Consider the following 17,775-nt stretch of genomic DNA (forward strand, 5'->3'; position numbering starts at 1 on the left):
CCACATCGAGACCGAGAGAAGACTGAGCCGATATGGCTACCACTTCACTTGACCTGGCCAAGGTGCGCAACATCGGCATCATGGCCCACATCGACGCGGGCAAGACGACGACCACCGAGCGGATCCTGTTCTACACCGGTGTGTCGTACAAGATCGGTGAAGTCCACGATGGCGCCGCCACCATGGACTGGATGGAGCAGGAGCAGGAGCGTGGCATCACGATCACCTCTGCTGCCACCACCTGTCACTGGCCGATGAACGACGTCGACCACACCATCAACATCATCGACACCCCGGGCCACGTCGACTTCACCGTCGAGGTGGAGCGTTCGCTCCGCGTGCTCGACGGTGCCGTGACGGTGTTCGACGGCGTCGCCGGTGTTGAGCCCCAGTCCGAGACTGTGTGGCGTCAGGCTGACCGCTACGGCGTCCCGCGTATTTGCTTCGTCAACAAGCTCGACCGTACGGGTGCCGAGTTCCACCGTTGCGTCGACATGATCATCGACCGCCTCGGTGCGACCCCGATCGTCATGCAGCTGCCCATTGGCGCAGAGGCTGACTTCAAGGGTGTCGTCGACCTCGTCACGATGAAGGCCTTCGTCTGGTCCGCAGAGACCAAGATGGGCGAGGCGTACGACATCGTCGACATCCCGGCGACGCACACCGAGGCCGCTGATGAGTGGCGCGGGAAGCTTCTCGAGGCTGTCGCCGAGAACGACGAGCAGATGATGGAGCTGTACCTCGAGGGCCAGGAGCCCACCGAGGACCAGCTGTATGACGCGATCCGTCGCATCACCATCGCCTCCGGCAAGGGCGGCGACACCACCGTCACCCCCGTGTTCTGCGGCACCGCGTTCAAGAACAAGGGCGTTCAGCCCCTGCTCGACGCGGTCGTGCGTTACCTGCCTTCCCCCCTGGACGTCGAGGCCATCGAGGGCCACGACGTCAAGGACCCCGAGGTCGTCGTCAAGCGCAAGCCTTCTGACGAGGAGCCCCTTTCGGCTCTCGCGTTCAAGATCGCGAGCGACCCGCACCTCGGCAAGCTCACCTTCGTCCGGATCTACTCCGGTCGCCTGGAGGCCGGCACTGCGGTGCTGAACTCCGTCAAGGGCAAGAAGGAGCGCATCGGCAAGATCTACCGCATGCACGCGAACAAGCGTGAGGAGATCGCGTCGGTGGGCGCCGGTGACATCGTCGCCGTCATGGGCCTGAAGCAGACCACCACCGGTGAGACGCTGTGTGACGACAAGAAGCCGGTCATCCTGGAGTCCATGGACTTCCCGGCGCCGGTCATTCAGGTCGCCATCGAGCCCAAGTCCAAGGGTGACCAGGAGAAGCTGGGTGTAGCCATCCAGCGTCTCTCGGAGGAGGACCCCTCCTTCCAGGTGCACTCGGACGAGGAGACCGGCCAGACCATCATCGGTGGTATGGGCGAGCTTCACCTCGAGGTGCTCGTCGACCGCATGAAGCGCGAATTCCGCGTCGAGGCGAACGTCGGCAAGCCCCAGGTCGCGTACCGCGAGACGATCCGCAAGGCCGTCGAGCGCGTGGACTACACCCACAAGAAGCAGACCGGTGGTACCGGTCAGTTCGCCAAGGTGCAGATCGCGATCGAGCCCATCGAGGGCGGCGAGGCGTCGTACGAGTTCGTGAACAAGGTCACCGGTGGCCGTATCCCGCGGGAGTACATCCCGTCGGTGGACGCCGGTGCGCAGGAGGCCATGCAGTTCGGCATCCTGGCGGGCTACGAGATGACTGGTGTTCGCATCACGCTTCTCGACGGCGCCTACCACGAGGTCGACTCCTCCGAGCTCGCCTTCAAGATCGCCGGATCGCAGGCCTTCAAGGAGGCCGCGCGCAAGGCCAGCCCTGTGCTGCTCGAGCCGATGATGGCCGTTGAGGTCACCACGCCCGAGGACTACATGGGTGATGTCATTGGTGACATCAACTCCCGCCGTGGCCAGATCCAGGCCATGGAGGAGCGCAGCGGCGCTCGCGTCGTGAAGGGCCTTGTGCCCCTCTCGGAGATGTTCGGCTACGTCGGAGACCTCCGCAGCAAGACGTCGGGTCGCGCAAGCTACTCAATGCAGTTCGACTCCTACGCCGAGGTTCCGCGGAACGTCGCCGAGGAGATCATCGCGAAGGCCAAGGGCGAGTAACTCACCCGAGTCGACGCTTTAGGCTTGACTCCGGAGTCTCCGGGGCATTCCGACCCTCTTCGGGTCGGGTGCCCCGGGCCCCGGGCATCCCAGCAAAGATCACCTGGCGCCGATGAAGCAAGGCGTACAGAACCACTCCGCAGGAGGACCCAGTGGCGAAGGCAAAGTTCGAGCGGACTAAGCCGCACGTCAACATCGGCACCATCGGTCACATTGACCACGGTAAGACGACCCTCACGGCCGCCATTACCAAGGTGCTGCACGACGCGTACCCGAACCTGAACGAGGCCTCGGCCTTCGATCAGATCGACAAGGCTCCCGAGGAGCGCCAGCGCGGTATCACGATCTCGATCGCGCACGTCGAGTACCAGACGGAGACGCGTCACTACGCGCACGTCGACTGCCCCGGGCACGCGGACTACATCAAGAACATGATCACGGGTGCCGCGCAGATGGACGGCGCCATCCTCGTGGTCGCCGCCACCGACGGCCCGATGCCGCAGACCAAGGAGCACGTGCTCCTGGCCCGCCAGGTCGGCGTTCCGTACATCGTCGTCGCCCTGAACAAGGCCGACATGGTGGACGACGAGGAGATCCTGGAGCTCGTCGAGCTCGAGGTCCGTGAGCTCCTCTCCGAGTACGAGTTCCCGGGCGACGACCTGCCGGTCGTCAAGGTCTCGGCGCTCAAGGCGCTCGAGGGCGACAAGGAGTGGGGTGAGTCCGTCCTCAACCTGATGAAGGCTGTCGACGAGTCCATCCCGGAGCCCGAGCGTGACGTCGACAAGCCGTTCCTGATGCCGATCGAGGACGTCTTCACGATCACCGGTCGTGGCACCGTCGTCACCGGTCGTATCGAGCGTGGCATCCTCAAGGTCAACGAGACCGTCGACATCATCGGCATCAAGACCGAGAAGACCACCACCACGGTCACCGGCATCGAGATGTTCCGCAAGCTGCTCGACGAGGGCCAGGCCGGTGAGAACGTCGGTCTGCTCCTCCGTGGCATCAAGCGCGAGGATGTCGAGCGCGGCCAGGTCATCATCAAGCCCGGTTCGGTCACGCCGCACACCGAGTTCGAGGCCCAGGCCTACATCCTGTCGAAGGACGAGGGTGGCCGTCACACCCCCTTCTTCAACAACTACCGCCCGCAGTTCTACTTCCGCACCACGGACGTGACCGGCGTCGTGACCCTCCCCGAGGGCACCGAGATGGTCATGCCGGGCGACAACACTGAGATGACCGTTGAGCTCATCCAGCCCGTCGCGATGGAAGAGGGCCTGAAGTTCGCCATCCGTGAGGGTGGCCGGACCGTCGGCGCCGGCCAGGTCACCAAGATCAACAAGTAAGCTTCTCGCTTGCTTGCGGATCGGGGTAACCCGGTTGCTCTGAACTGAGCGCACCGCAGTACACGCAGTAACGGAAGGGCCCGTACGACATCGGTCGTACGGGCCCTTTTGCGCTCGCGGGAGGAATGACCGCCGGACTTGCCGGGCTCTCGAAGCCCAGGTACGTCAGCTGGACGACATCGACGCACATCGACGCGTTCGCTGCGCACGACGATCTGATACCGGAACATCACTCCGGGGACGATGATGTCGCCGCCCTTCGGGGCGACGCCTTCGTGATCGCGGTCGTGTACGTAGAGTGCCTCGGCCGCCCTGACCAGCTCCTCGCCGTACTGCCTTCATGGCCTCGTCCAGGACGGCGCTCAGCTCGCGCAGGGCTTCGTGGGCGACAGCCGCGTCTTCATCCTCCAGATCCCGCGTGACGCGGGCGTGCCGGGTCGACAGGTCGGGGCTGCGGGCGATCTCGATGTCCCGTGCCCAGGTGAGGACCCAGCTCTGCACAGGGTTGAGTGACTGCCACTCGAGCGCCTTGGCGAAGGCCTCGTCCTTGGTCCGCTGCATCTCCGGCAGGCGCGTGGGGGCGACAACGGCGAGGGCGGCGCGCGCGCGGGAGTTCGGCGGTGTCCAACGGCCGCACGGGCTGTATGGAGAGCAGCGCGGGTGCGGACGGCGACAGAGTGTGACCGGGGTGCCGGAGAAGCGCCGCTCCGATCGGAGGCCGGAGTTTGACCTTCATCGCTCACCGGGTACGATCCCCGGCCCCGATTGGCCAGCCCCCATGCCCGTATGGCAGACTGTCGGGGTTGCTCGGTTGAGTTGCCGATGCTGCGCGCCTCCCGCCGGGAGGACCGGAAGCGAGTCCCACAGTACTCGTCGCCCCACCTGCCGTAAGGCAGCACTGGAGCGGACGTACGGGAATCTTCTGGGAAGCGTGGGCGGGGCACCAGCCAGGCGCCCGGTGGGTTTCTTCCCCCGGCCAGCGGTCTTTGGGCCGCGATCCCACGGCAGTGGAATTCCTTCGGGAAATTTCGTTGGTGAGATTGCGACACGCCCGACCGCGTGGGTCGGTCAGAAGATGAGTAGAACACCAGGTTCCAGAGCGTTTCGAGAGACAGGACTACCAAGTAGCCATGGCGGGACAGAAGATCCGCATCCGGCTCAAGGCCTACGACCACGAGGTCATCGACTCCTCGGCGAAGAAGATCGTCGAGACGGTGACTCGCACTGGTGCGTCGGTCGCAGGCCCGGTGCCGCTGCCCACTGAGAAGAACGTGTACTGCGTCATCAAGTCGCCGCACAAGTACAAGGACTCTCGCGAGCACTTCGAGATGCGCACGCACAAGCGCTTGATCGACATCCTCGACCCGACTCCCAAGACCGTTGACTCGTTGATGCGCCTGGACCTTCCGGCCGGCGTCGACATCGAGATCAAGCTCTGAGAGGCGCGGACAGATGACTAAGCAGATCAAGGGCGTCCTGGGCGAGAAGCTCGGCATGACCCAGGTCTGGGACGAGAACAACCGTGTCGTCCCGGTCACCGTCGTCAAGGCCGGACCCTGCGTCGTTACCCAGGTCCACACCAATGACTCCGACGGCTACGAGTCGGTCCAGATCGCCTTCGGCGAGATCGACCCTCGCAAGGTGAACAAGCCCCTCAAGGGTCACTTCGCCAAGGCCGACGTGACCCCCCGCCGCCACCTGGTGGAGATCCGCACCCCTGGAGCCAGCGACTACACGCTGGGCCAGGAGATCACTGCGGAGGTGTTCGAGTCCGGCGTCAAGGTTGACGTCACGGGCAAGAGCAAGGGCAAGGGCTTCGCCGGTGTCATGAAGCGTCACAACTTCAAGGGACTCGGCGCGGGTCACGGTACCCAGCGCAAGCACCGCTCTCCCGGTTCCATCGGTGGCTGCGCCACCCCGGGCCGTGTGTTCAAGGGCCTCCGCATGGCGGGCCGTATGGGCAACGAGCGGGTCACCACCCAGAACCTGACCGTTCACGCCGTTGACGCGGAGAAGGGCCTGCTCCTCATCAAGGGCGCAGTCCCCGGTCCGAACGGTGGCCTCGTCCTGGTCCGTACCGCGGCCAAGGGGGTTTGAGGAACCGATGAGCACCATTGACATCCTTTCGCCGGTAGGCGACAAGGCCGGGACGGTCGAGCTCCCCGCGGAGATCTTCGACGTAGAGAAGATCAGCATCCCGCTTCTCCACCAGGTCGTCGTCGCCCAGCTGGCCGCTGCCCGTCAGGGCACGCACAAGACCAAGCGCCGCGGTGAAGTCCGCGGTGGTGGTAAGAAGCCGTACCGCCAGAAGGGCACCGGCCGCGCGCGCCAGGGTTCGACCCGTGCGCCGCAGTTCGCAGGCGGTGGCGTCGTCCACGGCCCGCAGCCGCGTGACTACTCGCAGCGGACCCCGAAGAAGATGAAGGCCGCGGCCCTGCGCCACGCCCTCACCGACCGGGCCCGCAACGCTCGCATCCACGTTGTCACCAACGTGGTCGAGGGCGACATCTCCACGAAGGCCGCGAAGACGCTGCTCGGTAAGGTCAGCGAGCGCAAGAACGTGCTCCTGGTCATCGACCGTGCGGACGAGACTTCGCTGCTCTCCGCCCGCAACCTGCCCCAGGTGCACATCCTGGAGCCGGGCCAGCTGAACACGTACGACGTGCTCGTCTCGGACGACGTGGTCTTCACCAAGGCCGCTTTCGAGTCCTTCGTGTCTGGCCCCCAGGCCGTTGAGACCGAAGGGAGCGAAGCCTGATGGCTACGCGTCACCCGAGCATCGCCCCCAAGGCGGCCAAGGTCGCCAAGGCCGCGCGCATCGCCAAGGCGAAGCGCCACGCCACCGAGGGCAAGAACACTGTTGAGACGCCGCTGAGCAAGAGCTTCACGGACCCCCGTGACGTCCTCGTCAAGCCGGTCGTCTCTGAGAAGAGCTACGCGCTTCTCGACGAGGGCAAGTACACCTTCGTCGTAGCGCCCGGTGTCAACAAGACCCAGATCAAGCAGGCCGTCGAGGCGGTCTTCTCGGTCAAGGTCACCGGGGTCAACACGATCAACCGTCAGGGTAAGCGCAAGCGGACCAAGACCGGTTTCGGCAAGCGGGCTGACACCAAGCGCGCCATCGTGACCCTCGCTGAGGGCGACCGTATCGACATCTTCGGCCAGGCCTCCTAACGGAGCGCCCTGGTCCGAATATCGGACGAGGACTGAGAAATGGGAATCCGCAAGTACAAGCCGACGACGCCGGGCCGCCGTGGCTCCTCCGTCGCCGACTTCGTCGAGGTCACGCGGTCCACGCCGGAGAAGTCGCTGGTCCGCCCGCTGCACAGCAAGGGCGGCCGTAACAACGCCGGTCGTGTGACCGTTCGCCACCAGGGTGGCGGACACAAGCGCGCCTACCGAGTGATCGACTTCCGTCGTCACGACAAGGACGGCGTGCCGGCGAAGGTCGCGCACATCGAGTACGACCCGAACCGCACTGCGCGCATCGCGCTCCTGCACTACGCGGACGGCGAGAAGCGTTACATCCTGGCCCCCCGCAACCTTTCGCAGGGTGACCGGGTCGAGAACGGACCGGGCGCGGACATCAAGCCGGGTAACAACCTGGCCCTCCGCAACATCCCGGTCGGTACGACCATCCACGCCATCGAGCTGCGGCCCGGCGGCGGCGCGAAGTTCGCCCGCTCCGCGGGTGCCTCCGTGCAGCTGCTGGCGAAGGAGGGCTCTATGGCCCACCTTCGTATGCCGTCCGGTGAGATCCGTCTGGTCGACGTCCGCTGCCGCGCCACGATTGGCGAGGTCGGCAACGCCGAGCAGTCGAACATCAACTGGGGCAAGGCCGGCCGTAAGCGCTGGCTTGGCGTTCGCCCGACCGTTCGCGGTGTGGCGATGAACCCGGTCGACCACCCGCACGGTGGTGGTGAAGGCAAGACTTCCGGTGGTCGTCACCCGGTCTCGCCGTGGGGTCAGAAGGAGGGTCGTACTCGTTCGCCGAAGAAGGCGAGCAACAAGTACATCGTCCGCCGCCGCAAGACGAACAAGAAGCGCTAGGAGCGGGTTTAGATGCCGCGCAGTCTCAAGAAGGGACCCTTCGTCGACGGACACCTCATCAAGAAGGTGGATGTCCAGAACGAAGCAGGTTCCAAGAACGTCATCAAGACCTGGTCCCGTCGCTCGATGATCGTCCCGGCCATGCTGGGCCACACGATCGCGGTGCACAACGGCAAGACCCACATCCCGGTGTTCGTCACCGAGGCGATGGTCGGCCACAAGCTCGGCGAGTTCTCGCCGACTCGCACCTTCCGCGGCCACGTCAAGGACGACCGGAAGTCGAAGCGCCGCTAGCGCGGGGTGGAACGACTATGACTTACACCGAAGGGACAACCATGGAAGCCAGGGCCCAGGCGCGGTACATCCGCGTCACGCCCATGAAGGCCCGCCGAGTGGTGGACCTCATCCGTGGCATGGATGCCACGGAGGCTCAGGCGGTCCTGCGTTTCGCCCCGCAGGCCGCGAGCGTGCCGGTTGGCAAGGTGCTTGACAGCGCCATTGCCAATGCTGCACACAACTACGACCACAGTGACGCCTCTTCGCTGGTTATCAGCGAGGCGTACGTGGATGAGGGCCCGACCCTGAAGCGGTTCCGTCCGCGTGCTCAGGGCCGTGCCTACCGGATCCGTAAGCGGACCAGCCACATCACCGTGGTCGTCAGCAGCAAGGAAGGAACCCGGTAATGGGCCAGAAGGTAAACCCGCACGGGTTCCGGCTCGGCATTACCACCGACTTCAAGTCGCGTTGGTACGCCGACAAGCTGTACAAGGACTACGTCAAGGAAGACGTCGCCATCCGCAGGATGATGACGTCCGGCATGGAGCGCGCCGGCATCTCGAAGGTTGAGATCGAGCGCACCCGTGACCGCGTGCGGGTGGACATCCACACCGCGCGTCCCGGCATCGTCATCGGCCGCCGTGGCGCCGAGGCCGACCGCATCCGCGGTGACCTCGAGAAGCTCACGGGCAAGCAGGTTCAGCTGAACATCCTCGAGGTCAAGAACCCCGAGGTCGACGCTCAGCTTGTCGCGCAGGCCGTTGCAGAGCAGCTGTCCTCCCGCGTCTCCTTCCGTCGCGCCATGCGTAAGAGCATGCAGTCGACGATGAAGGCCGGCGCCAAGGGCATCAAGATCCAGTGTGGCGGCCGTCTCGGCGGCGCCGAGATGTCTCGCTCGGAGTTCTACCGCGAGGGCCGCGTGCCCCTGCACACCCTCCGTGCGAACGTCGACTACGGCTTCTTCGAGGCCAAGACGACCTTCGGCCGTATCGGCGTGAAGGTCTGGATCTACAAGGGCGACGTCAAGAACATCGCCGAGGTCCGCGCCGAGAACGCCGCGGCCCGTGCGGGTAACCGCCCGGCCCGTGGTGGCGGCAACGACCGCCCGGCCCGTGGTGGCCGTGGTGGCGAGCGTGGCGGCCGCGGCCGCAAGCCGCAGCAGCAGTCCGCGCCGGCTGCCGAGGCCCCCAAGGCCGACGCTCCCGCCGCAGCTGCCGCTCCGGCTGAGAGCACCGGAACGGAGGCCTGACCGACATGCTGATCCCTCGTAGGGTCAAGCACCGCAAGCAGCACCACCCCAAGCGCAGCGGTATGTCCAAGGGTGGTACGCAGGTTGCGTTCGGCGAGTACGGGATTCAGGCCCTCACTCCGGCGTACGTGACCAACCGCCAGATCGAGGCGGCTCGTATCGCGATGACCCGCCACATCAAGCGTGGCGGCAAGGTCTGGATCAACATTTATCCGGACCGCCCGCTGACGAAGAAGCCCGCCGAGACCCGCATGGGTTCCGGTAAGGGTTCCCCCGAGTGGTGGGTCGCGAACGTCAAGCCCGGACGGGTGATGTTCGAGCTGTCCTACCCGAATGAGAAGACTGCGCGTGAGGCGCTTACCCGCGCTGCTCACAAGCTTCCGATGAAGTGCCGGATTGTTCGGCGCGAGGCAGGTGAGTCGTGATGTCGGCCGGTACCAAGGCGTCCGAGCTGCGCGAACTGGGTGACGAGGAGCTTCTCGCGAAGCTTCGCGAAGCCAAGGAAGAGCTGTTCAACCTCCGCTTCCAGGCGGCGACCGGTCAGCTCGAGAACCACGGGCGGCTCAAGGCCGTCCGTAAGGACATCGCGCGGATCTACACCCTGATGCGTGAGCGCGAGCTGGGCATCGAGACGGTGGAGAGCGCCTGATGAGCGAGAGCAACGTGACTGAGACCAAGACTGACCGCGGATTCCGCAAGACCCGTGAGGGTCTGGTCGTCAGCGACAAGATGGACAAGACCGTCGTCGTCGCTGTCGAGGACCGCGTGAAGCACGCGCTGTACGGCAAGGTCATCCGCCGTACGAACAAGCTCAAGGCGCACGACGAGCAGAACGCTGCCGGCGTCGGCGACCGCGTCCTCCTGATGGAGACGCGTCCGCTGTCGGCGACCAAGCGCTGGCGCATCGTCGAGATCCTCGAGAAGGCCAAGTAAATTCCGAGGGGTTTTTCCTCTCGGATCAGTTCCGCCAGGCTCGGTGGGGGCCGGTTCCCGTAAGGGATAAGACCCCCGCCGGGAACCGGCAGACAAACAGGAGATAGACGTGATCCAGCAGGAGTCGCGACTTCGGATCGCCGACAACACGGGTGCGAAGGAAATTCTCACCATCCGTGTTCTCGGTGGCTCGGGTCGCCGCTACGCGGGTATCGGTGACGTCATCGTCGCCACCGTCAAGGACGCGATCCCCGGTGGCAACGTGAAGAAGGGTGACGTCGTCAAGGCCGTCATCGTTCGCACCGTCAAGGAGCGCCGCCGTCCCGACGGCTCGTACATCCGCTTCGACGAGAACGCCGCCGTCATTCTGAAGAACGACGGCGACCCTCGCGGCACCCGTATCTTCGGCCCGGTGGGCCGTGAGCTGCGCGAGAAGAAGTTCATGAAGATCATCTCGCTCGCGCCGGAGGTGCTGTAAGCATGAAGATCAAGAAGGGCGACCTGGTTCAGGTCATCACCGGTAAGGACAAGGGCAAGCAGGGCAAGGTCATTGCCGCTTACCCGCGCGACGAGCGCGTCCTGGTCGAGGGTGTCAACCGGGTCAAGAAGCACACGAAGGCCGGCCCGACCGCCAGCGGTTCGCAGGCCGGCGGCATCGTGACCACCGAAGCCCCTGTCCACGTCTCCAACGTCCAGCTGGTCGTGGAGAAGGACGGCAACAAGGTTGTCACGCGTGTCGGTTTCCGCTTCGACGATGACGGCAACAAGATCCGCGTTGCCAAGCGGACGGGTGAGGACATCTGATGACGACCACCACCAGCCCGCGTCTGAAGACGAAGTACCGCGAGGAGATCGCGGGCAAGCTGCAGGAAGAGTTCTCCTACGAGAACGTCATGCAGACCCCCGGTCTCGTCAAGATCGTGGTCAACATGGGTGTCGGCGACGCCGCCCGTGACTCGAAGCTCATGGACGGTGCCGTCCGTGACCTGACCACCATCACGGGTCAGAAGCCGGCCATCACCAAGGCCCGGAAGTCCATCGCGCAGTTCAAGCTGCGCGAGGGTCAGCCGATCGGCTGCCACGTCACGCTCCGTGGCGACCGCATGTGGGAGTTCCTGGACCGCACCCTGTCGCTCGCGCTTCCGCGCATCCGCGACTTCCGTGGTCTGTCCCCCAAGCAGTTCGACGGCCGTGGCAACTACACCTTCGGTCTCACGGAGCAGGTCATGTTCCACGAGATCGACCAGGACAAGATCGACCGCGTCCGGGGTATGGACATCACCGTGGTCACCACGGCGACCAACGACGCTGAGGGCCGTGCGCTCCTTCGTCACCTCGGCTTCCCCTTCAAGGAGGCGTAACCGAGATGGCGAAGAAGGCACTTATTGCCAAGGCTGCTCGTAAGCCCAAGTTCGGTGTGCGCGGCTACACCCGCTGCCAGCGCTGCGGCCGTCCGCACTCCGTGTACCGCAAGTTCGGCCTGTGCCGCGTCTGCCTTCGTGAGATGGCTCACCGTGGCGAGCTGCCGGGCGTGACCAAGAGCTCCTGGTAATTCCCCTCTGTCCTTAGGGACTTGGGAATTACTGGAGGCTCTCGGTAAGTATTGGGTCGGTAGGTGACCCACCCCTTCATGCCTTAGGCTAGGAGGGTTGGGCGCCTGCCGCCCTGACCGACTTACTACGCCGTAGGTCCCCGCGCCGCACCCGTCCCGCCTCTGAGTGGGGAGAGGGATGGCGCAGATAGGAAACCACGGCGAGAGAGGCCGAAGGCCAATTCATGACCATGACTGATCCGATCGCGGACATGCTGACTCGTCTGCGTAACGCGAACTCGGCGTACCACGACACCGTGGGAATGCCGCACAGCAAGATCAAGTCTCACATCGCGGAGATCCTCCAGCAGGAGGGCTTCATCACGGGCTGGAAGGTCGAGGACGCCGAGGTTGGCAAGAACCTCGTTCTCGAGCTGAAGTTCGGCCCGAACCGTGAGCGCTCCATTGCGGGCATCAAGCGGATCTCCAAGCCCGGTCTCCGGGTTTACGCGAAGTCCACCAGCCTGCCGAAGGTTCTGGGCGGCCTGGGAGTGGCGATCATCTCCACTTCCCACGGTCTCCTGACCGGCCAGCAGGCAGGCAAGAAGGGCGTAGGTGGGGAAGTCCTCGCCTACGTCTGGTAGTCGGGAACGGAGGAATAGCTAATGTCGCGTATTGGCAAGCTCCCCATCACGGTTCCCGCCGGCGTGGACGTCACCATCGACGGCCGGACGGTTTCGGTTAAGGGTCCCAAGGGCTCCCTTTCCCACACCGTCGTCGCGCCGATCGACATCGCTAAGGGTGAGGACGGCGTCCTGAGCGTCACCCGCCCCAACGACGAGCGTCAGAACAAGGCCCTGCACGGCCTGTCCCGCACGCTGGTGGCGAACATGATCACCGGTGTGACCACGGGGTATGTGAAGAAGCTCGAGATCAGCGGTGTCGGTTACCGCGTGCTCGCGAAGGGCTCCAACCTGGAGTTCTCGCTGGGCTACAGCCACCCGATCCTGGTCGAGGCCCCTGAGGGCATCACCTTCAAGGTGGAGTCCGCGACCAAGCTTTCGGTCGAGGGCATCGACAAGCAGAAGGTCGGCGAGGTTGCGGCCAACATCCGCAAGCTCCGCAAGCCCGACCCGTACAAGGCCAAGGGTGTCAAGTACGAGGGCGAAGTCATCCGGCGCAAGGTCGGAAAGGCAGGTAAGTAAGCCATGGCATACGGTGTAAAGATCGCCAAGGGTGACGCTTACAAGCGTGCCGCCAAGGCTCGCCGCCATATCCGCATCCGCAAGAACGTGTCGGGTACGGCGGAGCGTCCGCGCCTCGTCGTGACTCGCTCCAACCGCAACATCGTTGCTCAGGTCATCGACGACCTCAAGGGTCACACCCTTGCGTCGGCGTCGACCCTGGACACCACGATCCGCGGTGGCGAGGCCGACAAGTCCGCGCAGGCCAAGCAGGTCGGCGCGCTCGTTGCCGAGCGTGCCAAGGCTGCGGGTGTCGAGACCGTCGTGTTCGACCGCGGTGGCAACAAGTACGCCGGGCGCATTGCCGCTCTGGCGGACGCCGCCCGCGAAGCCGGGCTGAAGTTCTAAGCCCCGGTTCCGGAGCTAGCGGACGTAACAGAGAGAGGTAATTCCAATGGCTGGACCCCAGCGCCGCGGAAGCGGTGCCGGTGGCGGCGAGCGGCGGGACCGGAAGGGTCGCGACGGTGGCGCCGCTGCCGAGAAGACCGCATACGTTGAGCGCGTTGTCGCGATCAACCGTGTCGCCAAGGTAGTCAAGGGTGGTCGCCGCTTCAGCTTCACCGCGCTGGTCGTGGTGGGCGACGGTGACGGCACCGTAGGTGTCGGATACGGCAAGGCCAAGGAAGTTCCCGCGGCCATCGCCAAGGGCGTTGAAGAGGCCAAGAAGAACTTCTTCAAGGTTCCGCGTATCCAGGGCACCATCCCGCACCCGATCACGGGCGAGAAGGCCGCGGGCGTCGTCCTGCTCAAGCCTGCTTCCCCCGGTACCGGCGTTATCGCCGGTGGCCCGGTGCGTGCTGTGCTCGAGTGCGCCGGCGTTCACGACATCCTGTCGAAGTCGCTCGGCTCGTCCAACGCGATCAACATCGTGCACGCGACCGTGGAGGCCCTCCGTGGCCTGCAGCGTCCCGAGGAGATCGCGGCTCGCCGTGGTCTGCCCCTCGAGGACGTCGCCCCCGCGGCTCTGCTTCGTGCACGTGCGGGAGCGGGTGCGTAATGGCCCGTCTCAAGATCACGCAGACGAAGTCGTACATCGGCAGCAAGCAGAACCACCGCGACACGCTGCGTTCGCTCGGGCTCAAGCGCCTGAACGACGTCGTCGTCAAGGAAGACCGCCCCGAGTTCCGCGGAATGGCTAACACCGTCCGCCACCTCGTGACGGTTGAGGAGGTCGACTGACATGGCGGAGCAGAACCCGCTGAAGGTCCACAACCTCCGGCCCGCCCCGGGCGCCAAGACCGCCAAGACTCGTGTGGGTCGTGGTGAGGCGTCCAAGGGTAAGACCGCTGGTCGTGGTACCAAGGGCACCAAGGCCCGTTACCAGGTTCCGGAGCGCTTCGAGGGCGGGCAGATGCCCCTCCACATGCGCCTCCCGAAGCTCAAGGGCTTCAAGAACCCCTTCAAGACCGAGTTCCAGGTCGTGAACCTCGACAAGCTGAGCGCGCTGTTCCCGGAAGGGGGCGAGGTCACCGTAGAGGGTCTCGTCGCCAAGGGTGCGGTTCGCAAGAACAGCCTCGTCAAGGTCCTCGGCCAGGGTGAGGTCACCGTGGCGCTGCAGGTGACGGTTGACGCCGTCTCCGGCTCCGCCAAGGAGAAGATCACCGCCGCAGGCGGTACCGTCACCGAGCTCGTCTGAATTCTTCAGGCCACTCGATGACTTGAGCGATTCCCAACCGGGGATGCCCCACATATGGGGCATCCCCGGTTGGTCGTTCCAAGGGGGGCACGGTCGCCGGTAAGGTGGCGTGCACTGTCTAAGCTCCGTGCGGTTCTTCCGTGCGGTTTTTCTGACTGATATGTAATCGTCGATCCTCAGACCACTACCTCTTGCGCACGCGCGCGGGGGTCGCAGGAGGCACCGTGCTCACCGCGTTCGCCCGGGCGTTCAAGACGCCCGACCTGCGCAAGAAGCTGCTCTTCACGCTCGGCATCATCGTGATCTACCGGATCGGTACGCATGTACCGATTCCCGGTGTCAGCTATAAGAACGTCCAGACCTGCATGGACCAGGCCAACTCCAACCAGGGGTTGTTCGGCCTGGTGAACATGATGAGTGGCGGGGCGCTCCTGCAGATCACGATCTTCGCGCTCGGCATCATGCCGTACATCACGGCGAGCATCATCCTGCAGCTGCTGACCGTGGTGATCCCGCGGCTCGAGGCCCTCAAGAAGGAGGGCCAGGCCGGCACGGCGAAGATCACGCAGTACACGCGTTATCTCACCGTCGCGCTTGCGATCCTCCAGGGGACCGGCCTCGTGGCCACAGCTCGTACGGGCTCGCTGTTCTCCGGCTGCCCCGTCGCCACGGAGATCGTGCCGGACCAGTCCATCTTCGTGACCGTCACCATGGTCATCACGATGACCGCGGGTACGGCCTGCGTCATGTGGCTCGGTGAGCTCATCACCGACCGGGGCATCGGTAACGGCATGTCGATCCTGATGTTCATCTCGATCGCCGCGACGTTCCCGAGCGCCCTGTGGGCCATCAAGAAGCAGGGCTCGCTCGCCGGTGGCTGGATCGAGTTCGGCACCGTCATCGCGGTCGGTCTCGTCATGGTCGGTCTGGTCGTTTTCGTGGAGCAGGCTCAGCGCCGCATTCCCGTCCAGTACGCGAAGCGAATGATCGGCCGCCGTTCCTACGGCGGTACGTCGACGTACATTCCGCTGAAGGTCAATCAGGCGGGCATCATCCCTGTGATCTTCGCCTCTTCGCTGCTCTATATCCCCGCGCTCGTCGCCCAGTTCGCGGGTGGCAACTCCGGGTGGAAGCAGTGGATCGAGGCGAACCTGACCAAGGGCGACCACCCGATCTACATCGCGACGTACTTCCTGTTGATCGTGTTCTTCGCCTTCTTCTACGTGGCTATCTCGTTCAACCCCGAGGAAGTCGCGGACAACATGAAGAAGTATGGTGGCTTCATCCCGGGCATCCGGGCTGGCCGTCCGACCGCTGAGTACTTGAGCTACGTACTCAACCGGATCACGTGGCCGGGCTCGCTGTATCTGGGTCTGATCGCTCTCGTACCGACGATGGCGTTGGTGGGCTTCGGCGCGAACCAGAACTTCCCGTTCGGCGGGACAAGCATCCTGATCATCGTGGGTGTGGGTCTGGAGACCGTGAAGCAGATCGAGAGCCAGCTCCAGCAGCGCAATTACGAAGGGTTCCTCCGCTGATGCGAATCGTCCTCGTCGGGCCTCCCGGTGCGGGCAAGGGAACGCAGGCCGCGTTCCTCGCCCAGAACCTGTCGATCCCGCACATCTCCACGGGCGACCTCTTCCGCGCCAACATCAGCCAGGGCACGGAGCTGGGCAAGCAGGCGAAGGCGTTCATGGACGCCGGCAACCTTGTTCCCGACGAGGTCACCATCGGCATGGCGCACGACCGCATGACGCAGCCGGACGCCGAGAACGGTTTCCTGCTCGACGGTTTCCCGCGGAACGTGTCGCAGGCCGAGGCCCTGGACGAGTCGCTCAAGGCGGACGGCCAGAAGCTCGACGCGGTGCTCGATCTTGAGGTCCCCGAGGACGAGGTGGTCAAGCGCATCGCCGGCCGCCGCATCTGCCGGAACGATTCCAGCCACGTCTTCCACGTGACGTACAGCAAGCCGAAGGCCGAGGGCGTCTGCGACGTCTGCGGCGGTGAGCTCTACCAGCGCGGTGACGACCAGGAAGAGACCGTGCGCAAGCGTCTCGACGTGTACCACCGTGAGACCGAGCCGATCATCGACCACTACAAGGCCCAGGGCCTGGTGGTCACGATCTCCGCGCTCGGCAAGGTGGACGAGGTCACCAAGCGCGCGATGGACGCGATCAAGGGCGACAAGTAGCCCGTACGCAGTCCAGTACGCTGTTTCGGCCGCGGTGCCCCTCGGGGGACCGCGGCCGTAGTGTTGTGTACGTCGCGGTTACGTACGTAGCCGGTTGTCGGACGGATGACGGAGAGCGGAAGCCCCATGGTGCAGATCAAGACCCCCGAGCAGATCGCGAAGATGCGTGAGGCGGGCCTTGTCGTCGCCGCGGTCCACGCCGCGACACGTGAGGCGGCGGTGCCGGGTGCCACCACGAAGGACCTGGACGACGTCGCCCGCAAGGTGATCGCCGAGCACGGCGCGAAGTCCAACTTCCTCGGGTACGGCGGCTTCCCCGCGACGATCTGCACCTCGGTCAACGAGGTCGTCGTGCACGGCATCCCGGACGACAAGACCGTCCTGAAGGACGGCGACATCATCTCCATCGACGCGGGCGCCATCATCGACGGCTGGCACGGCGACGCCGCCTACACCGCGTTCGTGGGCACCGGTCACGCTCCGGAGCTGATCGAGCTCTCCCGGGTGACCGAGGAGTCGATGTGGGCCGGGCTCGCCGCCATGAAGCAGGGCAACCGGCTCGTCGACATCTCCCGCGCCATCGAGTCGTACATCCGCCGCCAGCCGAAGCCCGGCGGTGGCAAGTACGGCATCGTCGAGGACTACGGCGGCCACGGCATCGGCACCGAGATGCACATGGACCCCCACCTCCTGAACTACGTCGAGCGCCGCCGCGGCAAGGGCCCCAAGCTCGTCCCCGGCTTCTGCCTGGCCATCGAGCCCATGGTCTCCCTCGGCACGCCCCGTACGGAGGTCCTGGAGGACGACTGGACCGTCATCACGACGGACGGGACCTGGTCCTCCCACTGGGAGCACTCCATCGCTCTGACGGAGGAGGGGCCGATTGTCCTCACGGCTCCTGACTGCGGCAAGGCGAAGCTCGCGGAGTACGGGGTTGCTACGGCGCCTGATCCGCTGGGCTGAGCCGCTGTCGGGCCAGCTCCGACGGACGGAGTCCGGCGCAGCCGCTCGAAGCTTGTGAGGCGCCCGGGCGCCGATCCCGCGAGAGGGGCGTCGGGAAATGGTCGACTGGACCGTCATCACGACGGACGGGACCTGGTCCTCCCACTGGGAGCACTCCATCGCTCTGACGGAGGAGGGGCCGATTGTCCTCACGGCTC

At 65.0% G+C, this 17,775-nt stretch carries 26 protein-coding genes and 1 pseudogene; 26 read left to right on the forward strand and 1 reads right to left on the reverse strand.

Annotated features, from left to right (window positions below; translation table 11 throughout):
* Positions 1-32 precede the first annotated feature (32 nt).
* Complete coding sequence (fusA, locus tag ACFQ7F_RS28240) at positions 33-2,159, forward strand: elongation factor G (RefSeq protein ID WP_383275886.1); 2,127 nt, start codon at positions 33-35, stop codon at positions 2,157-2,159.
* A gap of 152 nt (positions 2,160-2,311) precedes the next feature.
* Positions 2,312-3,505, forward strand: coding sequence for an elongation factor Tu (gene tuf / locus ACFQ7F_RS28245; protein ID WP_363212686.1), 1,194 nt, complete (start codon positions 2,312-2,314; stop codon positions 3,503-3,505).
* 327 nt (positions 3,506-3,832) lie between these two features.
* On the opposite strand, the pseudogene ACFQ7F_RS28250 reads toward tuf, so the two are convergent.
* A pseudogene (locus ACFQ7F_RS28250) lies at positions 3,833-4,108 on the reverse strand (hypothetical protein); the annotation flags it as partial.
* Positions 4,109-4,635: 527 nt separating this feature from the next.
* On the opposite strand from ACFQ7F_RS28250, the gene rpsJ reads away from it, so the two are divergent.
* The 24 genes from rpsJ (at position 4,636) to map (ending at position 17,578) form a co-directional block, all read left to right on the forward strand.
* Positions 4,636-4,944, forward strand: a complete 309-nt coding sequence (gene rpsJ / locus ACFQ7F_RS28255) for a 30S ribosomal protein S10 (protein ID WP_003948644.1) — start codon at positions 4,636-4,638, stop codon at positions 4,942-4,944.
* A gap of 13 nt (positions 4,945-4,957) precedes the next feature.
* Positions 4,958-5,602, forward strand: a complete 645-nt coding sequence (gene rplC / locus ACFQ7F_RS28260) for a 50S ribosomal protein L3 (RefSeq protein ID WP_383275889.1) — start codon at positions 4,958-4,960, stop codon at positions 5,600-5,602.
* A gap of 7 nt (positions 5,603-5,609) precedes the next feature.
* Entirely contained in the window at positions 5,610-6,263 is a 654-nt protein-coding gene (gene rplD / locus ACFQ7F_RS28265; protein ID WP_383275892.1) for a 50S ribosomal protein L4, read from the forward strand.
* Positions 6,263-6,679, forward strand: coding sequence for a 50S ribosomal protein L23 (gene rplW, locus ACFQ7F_RS28270; protein ID WP_383275895.1), 417 nt, complete (start codon positions 6,263-6,265; stop codon positions 6,677-6,679). The genes rplD and rplW overlap by 1 nt, the downstream gene beginning before the upstream one ends.
* A 39-nt stretch (positions 6,680-6,718) precedes the next feature.
* Entirely contained in the window at positions 6,719-7,555 is an 837-nt protein-coding gene (gene rplB / locus ACFQ7F_RS28275; RefSeq protein WP_160506661.1) for a 50S ribosomal protein L2, read from the forward strand.
* A 12-nt stretch (positions 7,556-7,567) separates the two neighbouring features.
* A complete protein-coding gene (rpsS, locus tag ACFQ7F_RS28280) occupies positions 7,568-7,849 on the forward strand; it encodes a 30S ribosomal protein S19 (RefSeq protein ID WP_160506662.1) in 282 nt (93 codons plus the stop codon).
* A 41-nt stretch (positions 7,850-7,890) separates the two neighbouring features.
* Entirely contained in the window at positions 7,891-8,238 is a 348-nt protein-coding gene (gene rplV, locus ACFQ7F_RS28285; RefSeq protein WP_016645177.1) for a 50S ribosomal protein L22, read from the forward strand.
* Positions 8,238-9,080 carry a 30S ribosomal protein S3 gene (gene rpsC, locus ACFQ7F_RS28290; protein WP_160506663.1) on the forward strand — a complete coding sequence of 281 codons (843 nt, stop codon included), beginning with the start codon at positions 8,238-8,240 and terminating at the stop codon, positions 9,078-9,080. Before rplV ends, rpsC begins: the two co-directional genes overlap by 1 nt.
* Positions 9,081-9,085: 5 nt before the next feature.
* Positions 9,086-9,505, forward strand: a complete 420-nt coding sequence (gene rplP / locus ACFQ7F_RS28295) for a 50S ribosomal protein L16 (protein WP_135332557.1) — start codon at positions 9,086-9,088, stop codon at positions 9,503-9,505.
* Positions 9,505-9,729 carry a 50S ribosomal protein L29 gene (gene rpmC / locus ACFQ7F_RS28300; protein WP_003998824.1) on the forward strand — a complete coding sequence of 75 codons (225 nt, stop codon included), beginning with the start codon at positions 9,505-9,507 and terminating at the stop codon, positions 9,727-9,729. Before rplP ends, rpmC begins: the two co-directional genes overlap by 1 nt.
* The gene (rpsQ, locus tag ACFQ7F_RS28305) at positions 9,729-10,013 is read left to right on the forward strand and encodes a 30S ribosomal protein S17 (protein ID WP_055564830.1); all 285 of its coding nucleotides are present in this window, start codon (positions 9,729-9,731) and stop codon (positions 10,011-10,013) included. The genes rpmC and rpsQ overlap by 1 nt, the downstream gene beginning before the upstream one ends.
* Positions 10,014-10,122: 109 nt before the next feature.
* Positions 10,123-10,491 (forward strand): 50S ribosomal protein L14, encoded by a 369-nt coding sequence (gene rplN, locus ACFQ7F_RS28310; RefSeq protein ID WP_073768975.1) that lies wholly within the window; start codon positions 10,123-10,125, stop codon positions 10,489-10,491.
* A 2-nt stretch (positions 10,492-10,493) separates the two neighbouring features.
* Entirely contained in the window at positions 10,494-10,817 is a 324-nt protein-coding gene (gene rplX / locus ACFQ7F_RS28315) for a 50S ribosomal protein L24 (protein WP_160506664.1), read from the forward strand.
* The gene (gene rplE, locus ACFQ7F_RS28320) at positions 10,817-11,374 is read left to right on the forward strand and encodes a 50S ribosomal protein L5 (RefSeq protein WP_344522014.1); all 558 of its coding nucleotides are present in this window, start codon (positions 10,817-10,819) and stop codon (positions 11,372-11,374) included. The genes rplX and rplE overlap by 1 nt, the downstream gene beginning before the upstream one ends.
* Before the next feature lie 5 nt (positions 11,375-11,379).
* Positions 11,380-11,565 (forward strand): type Z 30S ribosomal protein S14, encoded by a 186-nt coding sequence (locus tag ACFQ7F_RS28325; RefSeq protein ID WP_003948630.1) that lies wholly within the window; start codon positions 11,380-11,382, stop codon positions 11,563-11,565.
* A 224-nt stretch (positions 11,566-11,789) separates the two neighbouring features.
* On the forward strand, positions 11,790-12,188 hold the full coding sequence (rpsH, locus tag ACFQ7F_RS28330) for a 30S ribosomal protein S8 (RefSeq protein WP_383275903.1): 399 nt from the start codon (positions 11,790-11,792) through the stop codon (positions 12,186-12,188).
* A gap of 21 nt (positions 12,189-12,209) precedes the next feature.
* The gene (gene rplF, locus ACFQ7F_RS28335) at positions 12,210-12,749 is read left to right on the forward strand and encodes a 50S ribosomal protein L6 (protein ID WP_249588331.1); all 540 of its coding nucleotides are present in this window, start codon (positions 12,210-12,212) and stop codon (positions 12,747-12,749) included.
* A gap of 3 nt (positions 12,750-12,752) precedes the next feature.
* On the forward strand, positions 12,753-13,136 hold the full coding sequence (gene rplR / locus ACFQ7F_RS28340; protein WP_344522013.1) for a 50S ribosomal protein L18: 384 nt from the start codon (positions 12,753-12,755) through the stop codon (positions 13,134-13,136).
* Between the two features lie 46 nt (positions 13,137-13,182).
* Complete coding sequence (gene rpsE, locus ACFQ7F_RS28345) at positions 13,183-13,785, forward strand: 30S ribosomal protein S5 (protein WP_383275907.1); 603 nt, start codon at positions 13,183-13,185, stop codon at positions 13,783-13,785.
* Positions 13,785-13,967, forward strand: a complete 183-nt coding sequence (gene rpmD / locus ACFQ7F_RS28350; protein WP_041985698.1) for a 50S ribosomal protein L30 — start codon at positions 13,785-13,787, stop codon at positions 13,965-13,967. Before rpsE ends, rpmD begins: the two co-directional genes overlap by 1 nt.
* 1 nt (position 13,968) lies before the next feature.
* A complete protein-coding gene (gene rplO / locus ACFQ7F_RS28355; RefSeq protein WP_249588330.1) occupies positions 13,969-14,424 on the forward strand; it encodes a 50S ribosomal protein L15 in 456 nt (151 codons plus the stop codon).
* A gap of 224 nt (positions 14,425-14,648) precedes the next feature.
* Positions 14,649-15,962, forward strand: coding sequence for a preprotein translocase subunit SecY (gene secY, locus ACFQ7F_RS28360; protein ID WP_361058806.1), 1,314 nt, complete (start codon positions 14,649-14,651; stop codon positions 15,960-15,962).
* A complete protein-coding gene (locus ACFQ7F_RS28365; RefSeq protein ID WP_383275911.1) occupies positions 15,962-16,615 on the forward strand; it encodes an adenylate kinase in 654 nt (217 codons plus the stop codon). The genes secY and ACFQ7F_RS28365 overlap by 1 nt, the downstream gene beginning before the upstream one ends.
* 126 nt (positions 16,616-16,741) lie before the next feature.
* Complete coding sequence (gene map, locus ACFQ7F_RS28370) at positions 16,742-17,578, forward strand: type I methionyl aminopeptidase (RefSeq protein ID WP_383275914.1); 837 nt, start codon at positions 16,742-16,744, stop codon at positions 17,576-17,578.
* Positions 17,579-17,775: the final 197 nt, after the last annotated feature.

The sequence above is a fragment of the Streptomyces sp. NPDC056486 genome, assembly GCF_042795295.1.
GTDB lineage: Bacteria > Actinomycetota > Actinomycetes > Streptomycetales > Streptomycetaceae > Streptomyces.